At 37.0% G+C, this 19,652-nt stretch carries 16 protein-coding genes and 1 pseudogene; 9 read left to right on the top strand and 8 right to left on the bottom strand.

Annotated features, from left to right (window positions below):
- Positions 1-51 precede the first annotated feature (51 nt).
- The 3 genes from IPM47_17980 to IPM47_17990 all read left to right on the top strand — a co-directional run bounded on the left by IPM47_17980 (position 52) and on the right by IPM47_17990 (position 3,971).
- On the top strand, positions 52-267 hold the full coding sequence (locus IPM47_17980; protein ID QQS28712.1) for a hypothetical protein: 216 nt from the start codon (positions 52-54) through the stop codon (positions 265-267).
- 30 nt (positions 268-297) lie between these two features.
- Positions 298-2,334: a tetratricopeptide repeat protein gene (locus IPM47_17985; protein QQS28713.1), complete on the top strand. Its 2,037-nt coding sequence runs from the start codon at positions 298-300 to the stop codon at positions 2,332-2,334.
- A gap of 317 nt (positions 2,335-2,651) precedes the next feature.
- A complete protein-coding gene (locus IPM47_17990) occupies positions 2,652-3,971 on the top strand; it encodes an MFS transporter (GenBank protein QQS28714.1) in 1,320 nt (439 codons plus the stop codon).
- 53 nt (positions 3,972-4,024) lie between these two features.
- On the opposite strand, the gene IPM47_17995 is transcribed toward IPM47_17990, so the two are convergent.
- Together IPM47_17995 and IPM47_18000 are read right to left on the bottom strand one after the other, a co-directional pair.
- Positions 4,025-4,699: an MCP four helix bundle domain-containing protein gene (locus IPM47_17995; protein ID QQS28715.1), complete on the bottom strand. Its 675-nt coding sequence runs from the start codon at positions 4,697-4,699 to the stop codon at positions 4,025-4,027.
- A 218-nt stretch (positions 4,700-4,917) separates the two neighbouring features.
- A complete protein-coding gene (locus IPM47_18000; GenBank protein QQS28716.1) occupies positions 4,918-5,829 on the bottom strand; it encodes a sulfotransferase domain-containing protein in 912 nt (303 codons plus the stop codon).
- Positions 5,830-5,989: 160 nt separating this feature from the next.
- Here IPM47_18000 and IPM47_18005 point away from each other — a divergent pair, with 160 nt between their 5' ends.
- From IPM47_18005 to IPM47_18015, 3 genes are all read left to right on the top strand, one after another.
- On the top strand, positions 5,990-7,105 hold the full coding sequence (locus IPM47_18005) for a hypothetical protein (protein ID QQS28717.1): 1,116 nt from the start codon (positions 5,990-5,992) through the stop codon (positions 7,103-7,105).
- A 278-nt stretch (positions 7,106-7,383) separates the two neighbouring features.
- Positions 7,384-8,625, top strand: coding sequence for a hypothetical protein (locus IPM47_18010; GenBank protein ID QQS28718.1), 1,242 nt, complete (start codon positions 7,384-7,386; stop codon positions 8,623-8,625).
- Positions 8,592-8,750, top strand: a complete 159-nt coding sequence (locus IPM47_18015; GenBank protein ID QQS31519.1) for a hypothetical protein — start codon at positions 8,592-8,594, stop codon at positions 8,748-8,750. The genes IPM47_18010 and IPM47_18015 overlap by 34 nt, the downstream gene beginning before the upstream one ends.
- A gap of 8 nt (positions 8,751-8,758) precedes the next feature.
- Here IPM47_18015 and IPM47_18020 read toward each other — a convergent pair whose 3' ends face one another.
- Positions 8,759-9,676, bottom strand: coding sequence for an endonuclease/exonuclease/phosphatase family protein (locus IPM47_18020; GenBank protein ID QQS28719.1), 918 nt, complete (start codon positions 9,674-9,676; stop codon positions 8,759-8,761).
- A gap of 403 nt (positions 9,677-10,079) precedes the next feature.
- On the opposite strand from IPM47_18020, the gene IPM47_18025 reads away from it, so the two are divergent.
- Positions 10,080-10,247, top strand: a complete 168-nt coding sequence (locus IPM47_18025; protein ID QQS28720.1) for a hypothetical protein — start codon at positions 10,080-10,082, stop codon at positions 10,245-10,247.
- A 226-nt stretch (positions 10,248-10,473) separates the two neighbouring features.
- On the opposite strand, the gene nspC is transcribed toward IPM47_18025, so the two are convergent.
- The 4 genes from nspC to IPM47_18045 all read right to left on the bottom strand — a co-directional run bounded on the left by nspC (position 10,474) and on the right by IPM47_18045 (position 15,361).
- Entirely contained in the window at positions 10,474-11,610 is a 1,137-nt protein-coding gene (nspC, locus tag IPM47_18030; GenBank protein ID QQS28721.1) for a carboxynorspermidine decarboxylase, read from the bottom strand.
- Positions 11,611-11,651: 41 nt separating this feature from the next.
- Positions 11,652-13,718 (bottom strand): polyphosphate kinase 1, encoded by a 2,067-nt coding sequence (gene ppk1, locus IPM47_18035; protein QQS28722.1) that lies wholly within the window; start codon positions 13,716-13,718, stop codon positions 11,652-11,654.
- Positions 13,719-13,766: 48 nt separating this feature from the next.
- Complete coding sequence (locus tag IPM47_18040) at positions 13,767-14,498, bottom strand: M48 family metallopeptidase (GenBank protein ID QQS28723.1); 732 nt, start codon at positions 14,496-14,498, stop codon at positions 13,767-13,769.
- 203 nt (positions 14,499-14,701) lie between these two features.
- Entirely contained in the window at positions 14,702-15,361 is a 660-nt protein-coding gene (locus IPM47_18045; protein ID QQS28724.1) for an outer membrane lipoprotein carrier protein LolA, read from the bottom strand.
- Positions 15,362-15,563: 202 nt separating this feature from the next.
- On the opposite strand from IPM47_18045, the gene IPM47_18050 reads away from it, so the two are divergent.
- The gene (locus IPM47_18050; protein ID QQS28725.1) at positions 15,564-17,201 is read left to right on the top strand and encodes an ABC transporter substrate-binding protein; all 1,638 of its coding nucleotides are present in this window, start codon (positions 15,564-15,566) and stop codon (positions 17,199-17,201) included.
- Between the two features lie 153 nt (positions 17,202-17,354).
- A complete protein-coding gene (locus tag IPM47_18055) occupies positions 17,355-17,867 on the top strand; it encodes a YigZ family protein (GenBank protein ID QQS31520.1) in 513 nt (170 codons plus the stop codon).
- A gap of 83 nt (positions 17,868-17,950) precedes the next feature.
- Here the strand turns inward: IPM47_18055 and ade are convergent.
- Positions 17,951-19,598: pseudogene (ade, locus tag IPM47_18060) on the bottom strand (adenine deaminase).
- Positions 19,599-19,652: the final 54 nt, after the last annotated feature.

Genomic DNA, 19,652 nt, shown 5'->3' on the forward strand with positions numbered 1-19,652 from the left:
ACTAAGCCCATTGAGAAAAAATTTTGACCGCCTAAGTTCAAAATTTACTCAGTGGGCTTTTTATTGAATATAAATATCCGGCAACCCTATTTTTATGCCGTTATTATGACTGATGAAATTTCAGAAAAAATAAACACTAACGCCATAGACAATTTTTTATCTTTAACCATTGACCCATTAGGTAGAGCTATACCAAAAAGCAAATTAGTTAAAGATTACAATTATCCGAAAGAAGACGTTTATGATCTAGACTTTGAAGATTGGTAATGAGAATACGAAAAAGCATATCTTTGGCGAATGGGCAGACTTATTTTATTAATATTTTGGGGGTTACCGCTCGCTCTTATTGCACAGAATGAAGCAGATATCGATTCTTTGAATAGAATTATTTCAGGTAATTTTCACGACACAATAAAAGTTGATGTATTCCTGACTTTAGCAGGTAAATATGTCAATCATTCTCCTGTAAAAGCAATAGTTTATTGTAAAGAAGCGCACGCCCTCTCGGAAAAAATAAATTATGAAAATGGACTTTCCAATTCACTTGGATGGTTAGCCTTTATCCACGAACAACAAGGGGAAATTCCAAAAGCCCTTTATTATAACTATGAAGCACTGGAACTGATCAAAAAAACGGGCAATAAAATAGGCCAGGCAATATTGCTCAATAATCTAGCAGCTATTTATAAAGACCAAGGCAACCTTGAAAAATCGCTTGATTTGAACTTGCAGAGTTTGAAGCTTCAAAAAGAAACGGGCAACACTCAGGGCATTGCTAATAGCTATAATAATCTTGGATTGCTTTTTCAAGGGCAAGGAAAAATTGAAGAGGCCTTTGCAAATTTTTCAAAAGCTCTGACCATTTATGAAACACTTCATGATGAGGAAGGAATAGCAACAGCCGTACAGAATATTGGTGCTCTTTACAAAGAGCAAAAAGAATACGATGCAGCCTTGAACTACACTCGAAAGGCGTTGGCTATCTCTTTAAAAAATAACGATAAATATGGAGCAGGGTATATGCTGAATTCTCTAGGGGGTATATTTGAAGAACTGGAAAATTCCGATTCTGCACTGTTTTACTACCAAAAAGCGCTTGATTTGCGAATAGAAATAGATGACAAACAAGGGCAAGCTTATTCCCTGAAAAACAAAGGAAATATTTATGAAAAACTTAATAAGATTGAAGATGCAAAAGCGGCTTATGAAAAAAGTCTGATTTTATTTGAAAATTTGGGGGAGAAGTGGGGTGAAACAAAAACCTGCTATAACTATGGTTCTTTGTTAGTTACAGAAAATAATCTGCCCGCTGCCGAAACATATTTAACCCGTTCACTTCAACTTGCCCGTCAACTCGGCTATCCTGCGGACATACGCAATGCAGCAGACGGCTTGCAAAAACTTTACCGGGCAAAAAAAAATTGGAAACAGGCTGTTGAAATGTATGACCTTTTTGTTCAGATGCATGATAGTGTTGAAAATGACAATAATCGCAGAATTGCTATCAAAACACAGTTTCGCTATGAGTACGAAAAAAAAGAAGCAACCCTGAAAAACGAACAAGAGAAAAAAGATGCCCTTGCCAAGGCAGAGATTACCCGACAAAAATTTTACAGCTATGGTTTTGCAGGAGGCTTTGCCGTGGTATTATTATTTGCTTTCGTATTTTTTACACAACGCAATAAAATTAAAGAAGGTAAAAAAAGAAGCGATGAATTACTCTTGAATATTTTACCTGAAGAAGTAGCCGAAGAATTGAAAATGAAGGGAAGTGCAGATGCAAAACTTATTGAAGAAGTAACCGTAATTTTTTCCGATTTTAAAGACTTTACAGTATTGTCAGAAAAATTGAGTCCACATGCATTGGTAAAAGACCTGAACGAATGTTTCTCTGCATTTGACCTGATGATGGAAAAATACGGGTTGGAAAAAATAAAAACCACTGGGGACAGCTATATGGCAGCAGGCGGATTGCCAACTCCAAACAGTACTCATGCTACTGATGCCATAAAAGTAGCTTTGGAAATGCGCAACTTTATAGCCAAAGGAAAGGAAAAGAAAGTTGCAGCCGGACTTCCATACTTTGAAATAAGAATCGGTGTCCACACAGGTCCCGTAGTTGCAGGTATTGTTGGCGTAAAAAAATTTCAATACGATATTTGGGGCGACACTGTGAACACCGCTGCACGAATGGAACAAAATTCAGTGGCCGGAAAAATCAATATCAGCGGAACAACTTATGAGTTGGTGAAAGATAAATTCAAATGTAGTTACAGAGGAAAGATCGAGGCAAAAAACAAAGGCGAGATTGATATGTATTTTATTGAAGATTGAGCGGCTCTTAATAGGTATCATGAATGGCTAACCGGAAAAAAATTTTCAAGATTTCATTTTTAGGTTTTCCTTTGAAAAAAAAGGAAACAAAATTGAGCAAAACTTACAACTTATCTATCTCAGCAAAAATGTGTATCTTTTAATGTTTTGGCTAAAGCACATTGCAGAGATGACTAAGATTTAATTACTTTAGCTGCGAGTTGAAAAATGTTTTTACATTTGTAGGGTTCGTGAAACTTTAAATTGGTTTAAAAAAGTTTTTAAGCTGATTTAGATTTGAATGAATATCTGAATTGACAAATCCAACCAACAAATATATGGACTCTCAACTCGATTCCCGCAAAGCAACTGTTTCCTGGAGTTTGTATGATTGGGCAAATTCTGCATTTGCAACAACCGTCATGGCCGGCTTTTTTCCTATTTTTTTCAACGATTACTGGAGCGCCGGCTCTGATTCTGTAACTACTACAGCCCGTTTGGGCATGGCACATTCTTTAGCAGGAATTACAGTAGCGCTCATGGCTCCTATTTTGGGATCAATTGCCGATCAAGGATCGGTTAAAAAGAAATTTCTGAGCTTTTTCGCTTTTATGGGAATGGTGATGACCGGTAGCCTTTATATGGTTCAGCAAGGCAACTGGCAGGTCGCTATTTTTACTTATGTCATGGCAGCTATTGGTTTTACAGGCGGTAACATTTTTTATGACTCCCTGATTACAGCCGTAGCTTCGCCAAAAAGTATGCACCGCATCTCTGCTATGGGTTTTTCTTTGGGTTATCTGGGAGGTGGTTTATTGTTTGCCTTTAACGTATGGACTGCTTTAAGTCCCGAAACTTTTGGCTTTACTTCTGCAGCCGATGCAGTTCGGTTTTCTTTTTTAAGTGTTGCGCTTTGGTGGGCTGTTTTTTCACTCCCAATTCTGTTGTTTGTCAAAGAGCCACAAAGCGAGGGCAGTATTAAACCAGGCCTATCTTTTGTTAAATCAGGTTTTAAACAGTTTTTAGACACATTTCATGAAATCCGCAAGTTAAAAGGCATCTTTTTGTTTTTAGCTGCCTATTGGCTTTATATTGACGGAGTTGATACGATCGTCGTTATGGCGGTAAATTATGGACGATCTATCGGGTTTGAATCTACTGATTTGATTACGGCATTGTTAATGGTTCAGTTTATCGGCGCACCTGCTGCCCTTGGTTTTGGTTATCTGGGCGACCGGATTGGTGCCAGAAATGCTATTTTTATAGCTATTGGGGTTTATCTTTTCATCTCCGTTTGGGGTGCATTTATGAAAGAAAAGCACGAATTTTACATACTTGCCGGAACAATAGGCTTGGTTCAGGGAGGTATTCAGGCATTAAGTCGTTCGTTTTTTGCCCGTATCATTCCGGTTAATAAATCAGCCGAGTTTTTTGGGTTTTACAATATGGTGGGCAAGTTTGCAGCCGTAATTGGTCCTGTTTTGATTGGGATGACCGGGGTCGTAGTCAAAGGTTTAGGTGCATCGGCAGATACAGCAACCCGGATAGGTATAACTTCGATTTCCCTGTTGTTTATTGCAGGTGCTATTTTGTTTTACTTTGTCAACGAGGAAAAAGCCCGGAACGAAGCACAAGACAGATATGCTACAAAAGAGTAAACTATCCTGCTTAATATTTGGTAAAATTACGATGAGAAGTGTATTCTACCGGATTAATTCCATTGGGAATTTTGGTTCGATGCAGATCTGAGCGTTTTAGAAGCAAATATAAATATCTGCATCACTATGGCTATAATCATTAGTATTGCTAATTCAAAACGGGTGAGAATGTTGTTGCCGGCTATGATTTTTTGTGAATTGTCGTTCAGGTCTTTTCCGATAGCAATTTGAATTCCGGATAGTTTTTGCAATTGCTCTAAAATTTTATTAAACGATTCATCCAATCGGGATTTAATCTGCGATGATTCTTCGGAAAAAGTCGTCGCTGCCGAATGTATATACTGCCTTTCTAACTCATTCAGGTCAATTATCTGGGCTTTGAACTGGTTAAATATTTCATTTTCCAAAACGGTTAGTTTGGTTTTATCATAAGCCGCAATATAACCACCAATGATGGTATTATATTGAACGGTCAGGGTGTCTAAACGGCCAAAATTGTTTGAATTGTAACAATTATCTATCGCCATTTTCTTTCGGTACAGGTTGTCCGATATGTGATAAATATAACTTTCGACCAACAACCGGTCTTCATACACTTCAGAAAATGAAGTTCCTAACTCTTCAACATTGCTGTTGTCCATCCGGTTAATGACAAAAATAACTACAAAAACCAAAGCAAGAAACAATGCAAATTTTGTTTGTTGCGATATGTTGTAAGCCCATTTCATAGCTGTATAATTTAAAGAGTTCCTAGTAAATGTAACAAAATTGGGCAAATTATGTTGTCGTTTGAAGTGAAATAGACACTGAGAACCCCAAAAACTCCAAATACTGATGTGCCGATTACTTTGCTTTTTTTTATTATTGTCCTTTAGTTTTACAAACATCAAAGGCAACCACACCTAATTAAGTCCCGAAACCGGATTTTTTCTGATTTTATAGCTGCTTAACTTTCAACCCAATGCATCAAATTGCGGTCAAGCAACTGACTTAACTCTTCAATATCTTTTTTAAAGGCTTGTTGTAATAACTGCTTTGTTTCCGGATTGATAGGCTGTCGTTCGACATATCTGGTATTGACTGACCATAGCTTTTTTTGAATCCACGATCTCAATGATTTTGAAGGAAGTAACACTTTAACTAACCTGATAAGTCGTTGGTCTCTTTTTTTAAGAAAATTTCTCAAAAAGGGGTATTTTATCTTTTTATTTGGATTAATACGTTTTGCATTCACGGTAAATGTATCATCAACACCAAGAAACTGGAGTGTTTGTTTGTAAATCAAAGCCGCATCTTTTGCAAAATCATCATAAATAATCACCTTTACCTGCTCCCTGCCAAAAACCTCAAAATATCTTTTTAACTGAGGTGTAAATCTAACTACTTCTGAATAATACAATCCCTCAACAGGACAACCAATAAGTGGAGGAATTTGCACCCCTTTTCGCCTTGCTCCTTCTGCCATCAGTGCATCTTCAAACACCGGAATATTTTCATTGCCCTCATAAACCTGTTGACTATGTAAGGAATACAACATCTGAACCGGATTTCTCAACATAATAATTATTTTCGATCCTGGATTAAATTGTTTGATTTCTTTGGCTGCATTTTTAGAATACAAGTACCAAACCGATGCTTCTCCACAAATCAAATCCGGTGCAGCATCAGCAAACAAAGACAAGTAATATTCTAATTTTGGACGAGGCTCTCGAAAAGTAAAATCACTGCCAAAGAAATATAACTCTTTGTCAGGCAAAAAAATTTGGGGATGCTGCTTTAAGTACTCATACATTGCCGTGGTTCCGCATTTAGGCGCACCTGCAATAAAAAAAGAAGGGGTTCTGTTAAAATTATTCATGAAGCAAAGTTAAATTTAACATTTTGCCAAAACCGCAAATTTTAGAACCTAAAACCAAAAATCCTGATTGAATAAACAATTCTCCGGTGAATTTTACTTTATCTTTATCACCAACCTGATTTGTCATTTCACTCATTTTCTAATATAAAAAATCTTTTCGATGAACGCTATTTATTATAACCGAGTTGAAAACAAAATTAAATTACTTCCCTTTTCAGAAGCATTTAGTCTGAGATGCGCTTACGTTTTAAGCAAATATATAACAATTACCGGAAATTCTTATTTATATATTTGCTTTGAAAAAATATTTGAGAACGCGAAATTAGAATTGAAGTTAAAGGTTTTACAGGGAGAGGCAAAGCATGAAAACGATGAACTTAACTCCCTTTTCTCAAGGATTTCAGAAACAATTAAAATGCACAGGAAAATAAAACATCCCACCCCTCGGGATATTTTATTTTTAAAAAAAATTGAGAAAACTGTTGACTTATTTTGGAAAGAATACATGGAAGCAAATTTGAAGAAGTTTGCCAAGTTCGGTTTATCTCAGTTAGAAGTTTTTTTAGCATCCAACGAAATTAAAGTAATGAGTGTTTCAGTTGAAAATCCGGAATCTGATAAAGACGTATACGTTCCAACCAGTAAAATATTAATGTTGGATTTTGAAGATTTAGAGATGAAACACTTCTTCTTTTTGCCGAGTATTTTTTTTGAAGATGAATATTTTGGTCAATTTTTACCCGAAGAACTACCTTTATATTACGAACCTGTTTTTTCATTTCCAAATATTATTGGATTTGAAGCGGACGAGTTAAAATCTCTAAAATTAAGCTGCTTGAATGAAGCTTTACCCTTTTGGGATAAATTTGGTGTATGGTATGATGCTTGTGGTGAAGAGCAAACTGACAAGTCAAAGCAAATCTTTTACGATGAAGTTTTTCCATTGACCAAAAATTTAAACGAAAAACTGAATGATAGTTCTTTTTTTAAACGCCATTATCATAATTCGCCAATAGAAATTAAATACGAGGTTGTAATGGGCGAAATACCACTTCAAACTATTTGGGCTTTTTACGACAAACTGGGAATAATTCCGGATGAAACTAAAGAAGAGTTGAATACATTCAGAAATAATGACCTTTACAAAAACAAACGCATCCCATTTATTGCCAACTTAGTGGACATAACAAATATACTTCAAGTAGATAAAATATCTGAAGAAATTGAAAATGAATCTATTGTTCCGCCCTCACGCAAAACTTTAAACATAGATTGAATCTGTTTTTGTTTTTCAATTACACGTATTTAAGACTTTTTAGTGATACAATCCTATCAAAAAATTGAAAATTGCTAACTTGCAACTTGGTTTAAAAACAACTTTTTATACTTTAGGCAGAATGTTGGTCTAACAACAAATCAACGCAATTATTCAATTTAACTGTACCATTAAATTTGATACAAGCAATTCGACCAAATCAAAGCATAAAAAAAAATGCTGTATTGACTTCTTAAACTAAGTCTGCACAATTTTAATGGATTATAAAATCAAACCATATGAGAGAAGATAGATTTAAGTATTTTTCTGTAAAAATTTTACACAGTGAGTTATTACTCGAGTTTGTCCTATTGGAAGATTTTGTGCGTTTTTTGCAAACTCATCGAATTTCGACCATATTTAAATTGTTAAACGAAACTAATGAAGTTTCCCATTTTGCAGTCAGTTATAAAGGAGGCTTGATGAGACAAGATTCAGAAGGATTTGAAAATATTGAAGATTATTTAGTTTCAAGAAGAGAAAATTTTCCAACTTCAGAATCTTTTTATATTTCAAAAAAATTGGGGTATAAAAACTACCAAGAATATAAGATAGCACTTGAATCGGGGATAGAAAATATTGAAGATTTTATACTTATGAAATCTAAAGGATTTATAGAAGGATATGCTGAATGGAACAAAAACAAATCCTTTGAACCCGTTTTTGCCAATCCATTTGAGCTATTAAGATTTGCCCTTGAAAATAATTTTGAAAATTATACGGAACTGAAAAGTGGATTTGAAAAAGGATTTAAAAATGGCGGTATATTTCGAATAGCAACAGCAAAAGGATTTAGCAATTTTGCCGACTATGCAGAGGCTGAAAAATTTGGCGTTCAAAGTTTTAATGAGCTGAATAAAATTCGCAGTAACAATATTCGGGACATCAATGACTATCACAACTATTTAGATCTTGAGTTGATAAAAACTGAAGACACCACACACGATCAGCGAGTCCTTCAAATCATTTTGAGCAAATTGCCCGATGGCAGAAAAGTTTCAATTAATAAATTGATTGAATACTACACCAAAGAATTGGAAAACTATATCTATCCGGATACCGGAGAAATGCCCAAATGGTTTACCTTAGGATTTGACGGAAAAGAAAGCATCGTTAAATTTCTGACCTTTAACAATGCAGTTAAAAAGTATGGGCATTATGACAACGATGGTGAGTACTTTGAAACAAAAGTTATTCAAAGCAGAACTGTTATCATAGACGGCAGCAATGTGGCTTTTAATTCTATCTCAAAAAAAGAGGCTAAAGCCAAAATTGAAAATGTGATTTTGGTTGTAAATGAACTAAAAAAAAGAGGATTCACAGCTATCACAGTGATAGCTGATGCCTCATTGCGTTACAGAATTGAAGATAAAGACAGATTACAAGAATTGAAAAAATTGGTTAATTTTATAGAAGCTCCTGCCGAAAATCAGGCCGATATTTTTATATTACAGTTAGTAAAAAAGAACATTGTCTGCTGATAAGCAATGATGTTTTTCGAGACTGGAAATTGCTGGATCCCTGGATAGCACTAAATATTGATTATTACCGAATCTCTTTTATGATTAAAGAAGACACCGTTTTGTTGCCTGATTTAGACAAATAAATATCTGTTTATTGAACAGGCATACTGATTCTAAAACCGGCCATAATTGGCCAATGGTCTGAAAGGGGTTTCAGCGTGTCGTTTTGAAAATAAAACTGCGGCGCATCCAATTGATAATAGGTGGGTGTAATTTTTATATGTTGATTGCTTCGGTAAAAAAACTTATCAACAACCTCACAGTTTTGATTAGTTCTAATAGGGGAACACTCCCTCAATCCATCCTCCAAAAATTCAGGAATGCTGCCAGAACGTGTCAGTTCAATCCAAATATCTTTAAAATCGTGGTTAAACATAGCGCGAATAGTGTCTCCCGCTCTCGTATAGCGAGAGTTAAAATCGCCCATCAGGATAACTGCTTGTCCTTCGGAATGTTGTGTGATGTAGTTTAAAAGTTGCGCAATATTTTGCCTTCTTGCTACTATGGATGTTTCGCCTGAACCGGCATTGCAGTGAACATTATAAAAATCTATACCGGTATTGCCGTTTAATATTATTCGCGAATACGAAAAACCCTTCGGAGTAAGACAATCTGCAAAGGTGCAGTTTTCCCAGGAAACCCTGTCCAGATTTTCTATTTTAAACCTCGAAAAAGTATTCAATCCGTCTCCACCAGGAACACAACCGGTGGTTTCGGTAATATAAGGATGGTTATTGTATAAGCGCAAGGAATCGTGATAGCAAAAGTCTTCTTGTACATGCACTACATCGTAAGCGTTCAAAAGAGGGCTTATGGATGAAGTGTATAAATCGGGCTTGGAAGAGGATATAAAAGCCGGAAGTCCGGCAACATTATAACATAAAACATTGAGGTCGGTTTCAATATTTTCAGGTTCATTGTTGCAATTTGAAAAAAACGATAGGAGTAAAAACAGAAAAAGGCAACCTAAAACGCTGTTTTTAAAAACCGGGCAGATTGTATTAGCCATTTTGCGCAATATTAAAGCATGAAGATAAGGTAAAACGCAATAACAGCATCTTACTGTTCTAATTCTTTTCTGACTTAACGACTAAAAGGTATTAAAATGTCGTTTTAGAACTAAATGTTATAGCTTTATGAGGGGGAAAAAGGGGTTGCTTCAGGTACTCGTTTTTTGTAAGAAAGGGTAAGTTCAAATTTAATTCTATGTAAGTTCTGTTCTTAAAAATACGATTATTTAGCAACAACCCTCCATCAAAAATGGATAACCCTGCATCAAAAACAATGAAGGTTGTATCAAAAAAAGTGAGGTGAAATCCTCTTTTTGTGCCACCAAGAACATTTTTTATTTAAAATCAGGTCTGAAATTGGTTTAAAATATCTCAATTTTAAACAAAAAAATTGATTTTTTCTTGAATAAAAATGCAATTTTGGGTTCCAAAACGTCATTTAAACTCAATAAAAAGTTAGTCAAAATTTTTAAATTTGAAATTAAAAGGAGAAAAATCGAAATCGGAAAAACAAAAATTGAAATTGAAAAAGTAAAAATTACAATTCCCTTTGGAAAAAAAGAAATTTAATAGCTTTCAATTGCAATTGAGGTTTTTAAAATTGTAATTTGAAAGAGAAAAAAAGTAAATAAAATGTTCTTAATTGTTTTTTTACGGCCTCTTAGTTTGCTTTTTTATTATGCAACTGACTTTTTGAAGTTGAAACCCTGCATTTAATCGAACAAAAATCAAACTGCATTTAAGTCAATTATAGAATATAATTTTACTTAAACACATTGCATAGTCCAATCGCTATTTATCCCAACCTGTCTTTATAGCTTTCGTACCCAAAATTCCGGATTAAACGGTAACGATTGTTTTCCTGCCAAATTCCGATATCAGGAAGGTTTACCCCGTTAAAAGTGGTTGTTTTGACCATTGTATAATGAATCATATCGTCAAAAACGATAGTATCGCCAACTGATAAGGGTTGTTCAAAGGAATAATCCCCCATAAAATCACCGGCAAGACAAGTCATTCCGCCCATTCTGTAGGTGGGTTTCCCTTTTGTTGGGTCCGTAGCTCCTAAAATCCGGGGTTTATACGGCATTTCTAAGGTATCCGGCATGTGAGCGGCAAAAGAAACATCCAACAAAGCCACCTCAATGCCCTGACTGTCAATAATATCTAAAACTGTGCTGCGCAAATAGCCTGTTTGCCATGCTATTGCCGAACCGGGTTCGAGTATAACGTCAATATTGTACTTGCTCCTTATTTTTTTAATTAACCCTATCAAGTGTTGCGTATCATAACCTTTCCGGGTCATTAAATGTCCGCCACCCATGTTTAGCCATTTAATCTGATGCAGTAAATCGCCAAACCGCAGTTCGACCGCCTCTAAGGTTCTTTCAAGTGTAAATGAATCGTTTTCGCAAAGAGTGTGAAAATGTAATCCCTCAATTTCTTCAGGAAGGCCGTCAGGAATTTGGTCGCGTGTAATCCCAAGCCTTGAACCTGCAATACAAGGGTTATACATTTCAGTAGTTACTTCAGAATACTGCGGGTTAATACGCAACCCGCATGATACAGGATGAGTATGTTGTTTGACACGGTCTTTAAAACGTTCCCATTGAGCCAGGGAATTAAAAGTCAGGTGGCTGCTGTATTGCAACATTTGCTCAAATTCACGGTCAAGATATGCCGGAGCATAAGTATGTGCTTTGCAGCCCATTTCTTCCACAATTAACCTGGCCTCGTTCAAAGAACTTGCAGTTGCACCACTGAGATACTGTTTGACCATTCCAAACACCGGAAACATGGCAAAACCCTTCAATGCCAGAATGATGCTGCACCCGGATTCTTGTTGAACAGAATGTATCAATTCAAGATTTTTGCGCAAAAGTGATTCATCCAACACATAAGCTGGAGAAGGAATCTCCGAAAAGTTGACCATTATTATTCTTTGAGATTTGAATTAAAAACATGGCAGGGCTATTATTTTTTGCCGGACAAAAACTGATAAATAGCGATTTGAGCATTCAGTTTAGGCTTTTTGTTTTTCTTAAACACATTGCCTTTGTGGTGGTTCAGGTAACGGGCTTTTTGATTGTCGTTCAATTGAATGTCTATCATTTTTCGCAATTCATTCTGTAGTTTTTTGTCGTAAACGGGGCAGGCCACTTCAATCCTGTGTCGCAGGTTTCTTTCCATCCAATCGGCCGACGCAATAAAGTATTTTTCATCACCTCCGTTTGCAAAAATAAGAATTCTGGAATGTTCGAGATATTGGTCAACAATGCTGATGGCGTTTATATTGTTTTTAAGTTCCGGAATATGTGTTGCCAAACAACAGATGCCTCTGACAATTAAATGGAGCTTAACTCCGGCTTCTGCTGCCTCATAAAGCTTATCAATCATAGCCATATCATTCAAACTATTTAATTTGGCTATCAGGTAAGCCTTTTTACCGGCTTTCGCATTGGCAATCTCCACATCTATTAAACTGCATAACTGGTCTTGCATAAAATATGGGGACACCAATAAATGTTGAAACGGCTGCACAAATGTTTTCATTTCAACAAGGTCAAAAAGTTGTTTGATGTCTTTGGTTATGCCATCATGGGCAGTAAACAAACTATCGTCAGCATAAACGTTGGCGGTGTCTTCGTTAAAATTGCCTGTTGAAATATAGGCATAGTGTGATATGCTCAAATCCGGGTTTCTTCTGCCGACCAAACATAATTTTGCATGAATTTTCATATCCTGAATCCCATGCAACACCTTTATCCCGCTTTCCTGCATTTGTTTCGCCCATTTAATATTGGCTTCTTCGTCAAAACGTGCCTGTAATTCTAAAACAGCCGTTACTTCTTTTCCGTTTTTGCGCGCATTGATCAGAGCTTCGACAATATTGGAATTGTTTGCCAATCTGTAAAGCGTGATTTTTATAAACCTGACATGAGGATCAATGGCAGCCTCCCTCAAAAAATCAATCACCGGATGATAGGATTGATACGGGAAATGCAACATTATATCCTGATTGTCGAGTAATAAAAACAAACGGTGATTGGGGTTTATCGCAGGATGTTGCAGGGGGGGGTAAACGTCTCCGGTAAACTGAAGCGCTCCCAAACGTGGGAACTTCATAAAATCTTTGAAGTTATGATATCGCCCGGCACCAATTATATTGTCAGCTTCAGTAATGTGCAGTTTATCCAAAATGAAGTTCAACATATCCTGATGTGCCGTCAAAAGTTCATCGTCATAAATAAACCGCACGGGTAATCCAAAACTTCGTCGCTTAATGCTCGTATCAATCAATTCTAAAAAACTTTTTGAAACATCGGTATCAATATCTATTTCAGCATCCTTGGTAATTTTGATAGTATAAGCATCGTATTGGTCATAACCAAAGATGGCAAAAATATCTTCCAGACAAAACCGGATTACATCGTCAAGCAAAATAACATGAGTCTTGTTGTTAGAGGTTGGCAAAACATAAAATCTCGAAAGTTTATGAGTGGGCACTTCAATTAAGGCATACCTTTTCTTTTTGCTTTTATCTGCTTTATCAAGGCTGACTGCCAGATAAATTGAACCGTCTTTAAGATGTGGAAATTCATCAATATCGCTAATCATTAAAGGAATCAAAGCAGGTCTGACTTTGTCGTGAAAATATGCTTTTACGGCCTTCCCCTGAGCCTTTGTCAATTTCTTTTCGTCTATGATAAAAATATTGTTTTTAGATAGCTGACGCTTTATGTCTTTGTAGATTTTTTCAAACTTATCTTGTTGAATAACTACTATTTCCTGAATTTGATTCAGCGTTTTTTTAGGGCTAAATCCTAACGCAAGCCTTGCTTCTTTGTTGACACTCAATACCCTTTTAAGCGTAGCTACACGTACTCTGAAAAACTCATCCAAATTGTTAGAAAATATTCCAAGAAATTTAATTCTGGTTAGTAGCGGAGTTTCTTCATCCTCGGCTTCCTGTAATACGCGTTCATTAAAACTTAACCAACTCAATTCGCGGTTAATGTATTCATATTTATTATTGGACATAACCTGTCTTCTTTTTTAACTATTCAGCAGACTATCATTTTTTTTCTTTTACAATAATGTACTGTACTTATTGATTTCTTTATCAAGAACAAGTGCATCGGGCAATTTTTGTGCCAGCAAGCTCCAAAATTGCGAACTGTGGTTTTTAACTACGGTATGTGCTAATTCATGTACCAATACATAATCAATCAATTTATCGGGCAATCGCATCAAATGGACATTCAGATTGATATTGTTGGTATGCGAACAACTTCCCCATCTGCTTTTAATATTTTTAATAGAAACACCCGAGTAAGTAAACTTGTGTTGTAGTGCCAATTGAGCCAATCGCTTTGGTAAATATTGATGCGCTTCTATACGGAGGGCTTCTACAATTCCTTTTTTAATAAAATCCTGTAAAAGTGGATTTGAAATATTTTCTCCCATCGGATATTGTACGTTGATTACCCCGTTTCGGATTTCTATTCTTGCATTTGCTATATGGGCTTTAGCAATTTGCAGTTTATGGTTACGGGTGGTAAAAGTGGTGGTTTCAGTATAAAGATTGGGAAGTGAAGTTTTTATCTGATTGTGTTGGACTTTTTCTAAAGTATCTAAAATCCATTTTTCTTTGTTGACTATTAATGCCTTTATCTGTTCCTTTGCGACACCGAAAGGGACAATTACTTTCACCTGACCGATTGAATTAATTGTTATGCGCATGTTTTTTGAGCGTTTGCTAAAAGCAACGTCCATGTCTATTTTCTTCAGGTTTTCGGTATGGAAATAAGGATGCTTCATTTTATAATATACTGTCAGAAATTTTCAAAATCATAATAATTGCAAAAATAGTCTTTATCGTTCAATTTCGACCTTACTTCATTATTAATGGTTCGATTTTGGTAAAAGTCTATGATGAATTATAAGTCTATGATTCATAAAACAAAAAAACCGCCACTTGTTTTATCAAGCAGCGGTTTATTTTTTTTGAGCCTTTAAAGGAATTAACGCAAATCAACTATTTCTGCTCCGGGATGTTTTGATTTGTCGAAAACAAAAAAACTATTGTCAATAGTCTGACCGGTTTGAGGGTCTTGAATAGTATAGGTATAACGACTGCCGTTTCTTTCAAAAACAATGGCCTTGGTTACCATATTTGTTTTGGTATTGATGGTCAGTCTGGTTTTAAAAAAAGGCGAATTGCTATTTAGTGGGGTTATATCTACCTCGGCAAGACCTGCACTGTTTGCAGGAGTGCGGAGAAGGTATTTAAAATCCTTTGGGTTGATATTCAATAACTGAGCCGGTGAAATTTCGCCGGATTCGGGATCTACAGAGGTGATCTGAACTTCTTTATCTTGTTTCAGATATGTCCAGATTGAACTTCCATCGCAATATCGGTCTAATTCGGAAGTTTCTATTTTATAGCTATTACCTTTTAAATAGAGTTTTCCTTTTTGTGTTTCATTGATTTTGGAATCTGTGTTTTCCATTTTCAATAAAAAATCTGCTTTAAAGGATTTAAGGGATTTGAAGTTCTTAGCCACTTTATCTAAAATTACTTTTGCTTCGGGGTCAAAAGCATCACTTTGTGCAAAAACTGGAGAAGCAATAGTTCCGGAGATTAGTACTAAGGCAATAAACAAGGCAATTGTTTTTTTCATAAAATTTTGGAAGTTAAAAGGCTTATCGTTTAAAACGTATTGAATATTATTTGGAGTTAGATAATTGAGGTACAAACAAGTTTAATGCGAAGCTGATTGATGAATGAAAAGAATTGATTTGGTACTGAAATTGGTAAACCCTACTTTTGCACATTGATAGTGCCTGAAAAAAAACAGCCTTAAAAAAAATGTTCTTCATTCAATGATACTACCCATGTTTTTCTTCCTCAAACGTTTGATAATACCGTTTTGTTGTTTCACTCTTTTTATCTGCTGCGGCGATTCAACCGGCAACAAAGATATTAAGGATGCTAAAATATTCAGGTACAACCAATCTTCTGGTATCACTTCATTAGACCCTGCATTTGCCAAAGATCAGGCAAATATCTGGGCAATTAATCAATTATTTAACGGTTTGGTTCAAATGAACGACCGTTTGGAAGTTATCCCCGCAATTGCAAAAAGCTGGGAAATCAGTCCGGATGGGCTTACTTATACTTTTCACCTTCGCAACGATGTCTATTTTCACGACCATCCTGTTTTTGAAGGAGGGAAAGGGACAAAAGTAACTGCTGCCGATGTTGCTTACAGTTTCGGTCGCATTATCGATAAAGATGTGGCTTCGGCAGGTGCTTGGTTGTTTAACGACAGGGTTAGTGTTTCCGAACCTTTTACTGCAATAAACGACTCGACCTTTCAACTAAAACTGAAACAACCTTTCCGGCCTATGTTGGGAATACTAACCATGCAATATTGCAGTGTTGTACCCAAAAAAATAGTTGAACATTTCGGCAAAACTTTCAGAAGTAATCCTGTCGGAACAGGACCTTTTAAGTTTTCGGTGTGGAAAGAAAACGAAACCTTAGTTTTAACCGCTAATCCAAATTATTTTGAAACGAATGAGTCAGGTAAAAGAATGCCTTTTATAGATGGTGTTAAAATAACCTTTATGGAGAATAAGCGAAATGCTTATTTGTCTTTTATAGAAGGGAAAATTGACCTGCTTTCAGGAATTGATGCGACTTACAAAGACGACCTTTTGACTTCTGATGGGGAGTTAAGGCCGGAGTTGAACACTAAAATTCAGCTTTTGCGTTCGCCCTATCTCAATACCGAATATTTAGGAATCATGTTGGGCAAAACCGGATTAAGCGAACTTCAAAACAAAAAGGTCAGGCAGGCCATTAACTACGCCATTCATCGCGAACAAATTGTTCAGTATCTGAGAAACAATATCGGTAATCCGGCATTTTCGGGCTTTGTTCCAAAAGGTCTTCCCTCGTTTGATGAATCAGCCGTAAGAGGTTTTACTTACCAACCGGAAAAAGCACGTCAGTTGCTGAAAGAAGCCGGTTTTGAAAATGGAAAAGGGCTGCCTGTTATTCCTTTTGAAACGACAGATGCTTATCAGGACATCAGTACTGCCATTCAAAATCAGTTGAAAGAAGTCGGCATCCAAGTAGCTGTTTCACTAAACCCCGCCTCTTTTTTGAGGGAAAAGGCCGCTAAGGGAGAAGCTGTAATGTTTCGCGGCTCATGGATTGCAGATTATCCCGATGCCGAAAGCTATTTTACTTTTTTTTACGGCAAAAATCCTGCTCCTCCAAATTATACTCGGTTTAACCATGCTGAATTTAACCAACTTTATCTGCAATCATTAACCGTTAACGATGACAATAGCCGATATGATATTTACAGGAATCTCGATAAAATTATATTAGAAGAAGCTCCTGTTGTCCCTTTGTATTATGACGAAGTGTTGCGTTTCGTTCATCCAAGGGTTAAAAATCTCGGCATTAATCCGTTGAATCTGCTCCATCTTAAACAGGTAACTCTATGATAACCACATTTGTTTCTTGTTAAATCGGTTTGTATATCCCAAGTTTAATTGAACCACTTGAACGATAATTATTTAACCATCGAGGGATTGACTGTTTCGGAATACCGGGATAAAGGAAGTAAGTTTATAGCTTATGCCAAACCTGTATTTTCTATGGAAGCTGTATCTGCATTTTTGGACGAGGTGAAGTCCGAACATCCAAAAGCTACCCATCATTGTTACGCATATCGTTTGGGAACTGACAAAGAACTCAATTATCGGAGCAACGATGACGGCGAACCTTCGGGAACAGCTGGGAAGCCCATTTTGGGGCAAATTGACTCAAAGGGGTTGAGCAATGTGATGGTGATAGTGGTGCGTTATTTCGGCGGCACAAAATTGGGGGTTTCCGGTTTAATTGGGGCTTACAAAACGTCTGCCCGAATGGTGCTTACCGAATCTCTGATTGTTGAAAAAGAGGTTGAAATTACCTTTGAGATTCAATTTGCTTATCTGAATATGAACGAGGTAATGAGCTTGGTAAAGCGATATCCTTTAAAAATTTTATACCAATCGTTTGATAATCAATGTCAGATAAAGATTAGAATGGCTAAAGGGCAATCAGCCTCATTGTTAAAATACTTAGAGGAACTTGAGGAAATTGAAGTGCTTTGGAAAAACCCATAGAATTGAACATAATCAGCTTTATTTTCCGTTTCAAACCCGTTTTCAACTCAAAATTTGATGTATATGATATGTCTGATTATCAGTTATGACACAAATAGCGGAGTAAATCTGAACTGTTTGCCATCAAATAAACCGAGATCACTAAGCTTCAAATAAGGAATTACCAACAACGCCATGAAAGACAAGGTCATATAAGGTGCATTAAGTTTTGAGCCAAGCTGTTTTACCAAACTATCAATCTCTGTGTATTGCCTTGCAACTTCGTAGCCATTTTCTGTGGTCATGATGCCTGCCAAAGGTAGCGGTAAAACCCGGCTAATGTTTTTCTCAACAGCCGATATTGAAAGCCCTCCTTTTGATTCTATAATCAGATTTACTGCCTTGCAAATGTCTTCATCCGATACGCCAACGGCAATGATGTTGTGCGAGTCGTGGGCAACCGAGGAAGCGATTGCACCCCTTGTCAGCCCGAAATTTTTGATAAAAGCAATAGCAGGCGGCATGTTTTGGTAACGATTGACCACGACAAGTTTCAACACATCGGATTGGGGGTTTGACATGGCGTTTCCGTTTTCGTCGGTAAGGGTTTCGCAAGTCAGAGCGTTGGTGATGAGTTGCCCTTCCAATGCTTCGATGACTTTTATTTGGTTGGAAGCGGCTTTTATGGTAAAATCTTTGGGTTGCTTGGGCAATGCGGCGAACAAATTCGGGCTTTCGGCGGGCAGATAAGGCAGGTTTGTTTTACCATTTTTGGCCACGCGAATGCCATTAATATAGGTTTCCTCAACATTCAGTTCCGATAAATTATTGACGACAATAAAATCTGCCGGGTGTCCTTCCTGTAAAAGCCCCACCTCTAACCCATAATGCAAAACAGGGTTCACGCAAGCACATTGCAACACATCCATCAATTGATGCCCGTTTGCCAAAGCGCGCACAACCGCCTCGTTAATATGCCCGTGCACCAAATCGTTGGGATGTTTGTCGTCGCTGCAAAGCATTACCATATTTGTATGCGTAGAAAAAAGGGAGTTGGAGGGCATCAAAGTTTTTGGCAGCCGAGCCTTCGCGAATAATAATTTTCATGCCAAAGGCGAGCTTATCCAATGCCTCGGCGAGGGTAAAACACTCGTGGTCGGTGCTGATACCGACAGCAATATACCGTTTCGCCTCTTCGCCCACAAGTCCTGGGGCATGTCCGTCAACAGGCTTTCGGTGTTTTTGGGCAATGCTTATTTTCTCCATCACCTCTTTGTCGGCAAAAAGTACGCCGGGGAAATTCATCATTTCCGACAGGTATTTTATCTGAGGGAAACGGGTAAAAAGTTCGTCTGTTTGTTGTGGCGTGATGGTTGCGCCTGCCGTTTCAAAGCTCGTAGCCGGCACACAAGAGGGCACGCCGAAATAACATTTAAAAGGCGTTTTGGCGGCGTTTTCAATCATGTATTCCACTCCCGAAACCCCCAAAACATTGGCAATTTCGTGAGGGTCGCTCACCGTAGCCACCGTTCCATGCACCACAGCCAACCGTGCAAACTCGCAGGGAGTTAGCATCGAGCTTTCAATATGCACATGCGCATCAATAAATCCGGGCAAAATATAGCCCGAACAAGGTTCATCGGTGGGGGAAATGCGGGTAATGATTCCATTTTCAATCTCCAATATGGCAGGATAAATCCGCCGGTTCAAAACATCTACGATGTTGCCTTTGATACTATTTAGTATTTCCATAAGTTTTATCAGTTTAAAAAGATAAAGCAAAACGATTGCAGCACTATCCATCAA

Source organism: Sphingobacteriales bacterium, from assembly GCA_016700115.1.
Lineage (GTDB): Bacteria > Bacteroidota > Bacteroidia > Chitinophagales > UBA2359 > UBA2359.

Excerpts from the sequence above, each read along its gene's own strand:
- ppk1 (QQS28722.1), bottom strand. The coding sequence starts at position 13,718 with ATGTCCAATAATAAATATGAATACATTAACCGCGAATTGAGTTGGTTA.
- IPM47_18055 (QQS31520.1), top strand. The coding sequence starts at position 17,355 with ATGGAAGCTGTATCTGCATTTTTGGACGAGGTGAAGTCCGAACATCCA.
- IPM47_18010 (QQS28718.1), top strand. The coding sequence starts at position 7,384 with ATGAGAGAAGATAGATTTAAGTATTTTTCTGTAAAAATTTTACACAGT.
- IPM47_18000 (QQS28716.1), bottom strand. The coding sequence starts at position 5,829 with ATGAATAATTTTAACAGAACCCCTTCTTTTTTTATTGCAGGTGCGCCT.
- IPM47_18020 (QQS28719.1), bottom strand. The coding sequence starts at position 9,676 with ATGGCTAATACAATCTGCCCGGTTTTTAAAAACAGCGTTTTAGGTTGC.
- IPM47_18040 (QQS28723.1), bottom strand. The coding sequence starts at position 14,498 with ATGAAGCATCCTTATTTCCATACCGAAAACCTGAAGAAAATAGACATG.
- IPM47_18045 (QQS28724.1), bottom strand. The coding sequence starts at position 15,361 with ATGAAAAAAACAATTGCCTTGTTTATTGCCTTAGTACTAATCTCCGGA.
- IPM47_17985 (QQS28713.1), top strand. The coding sequence starts at position 298 with ATGGGCAGACTTATTTTATTAATATTTTGGGGGTTACCGCTCGCTCTT.
- IPM47_18005 (QQS28717.1), top strand. The coding sequence starts at position 5,990 with ATGAACGCTATTTATTATAACCGAGTTGAAAACAAAATTAAATTACTT.
- IPM47_17990 (QQS28714.1), top strand. The coding sequence starts at position 2,652 with ATGGACTCTCAACTCGATTCCCGCAAAGCAACTGTTTCCTGGAGTTTG.
- IPM47_18050 (QQS28725.1), top strand. The coding sequence starts at position 15,564 with ATGATACTACCCATGTTTTTCTTCCTCAAACGTTTGATAATACCGTTT.
- IPM47_17995 (QQS28715.1), bottom strand. The coding sequence starts at position 4,699 with ATGAAATGGGCTTACAACATATCGCAACAAACAAAATTTGCATTGTTT.
- nspC (QQS28721.1), bottom strand. The coding sequence starts at position 11,610 with ATGGTCAACTTTTCGGAGATTCCTTCTCCAGCTTATGTGTTGGATGAA.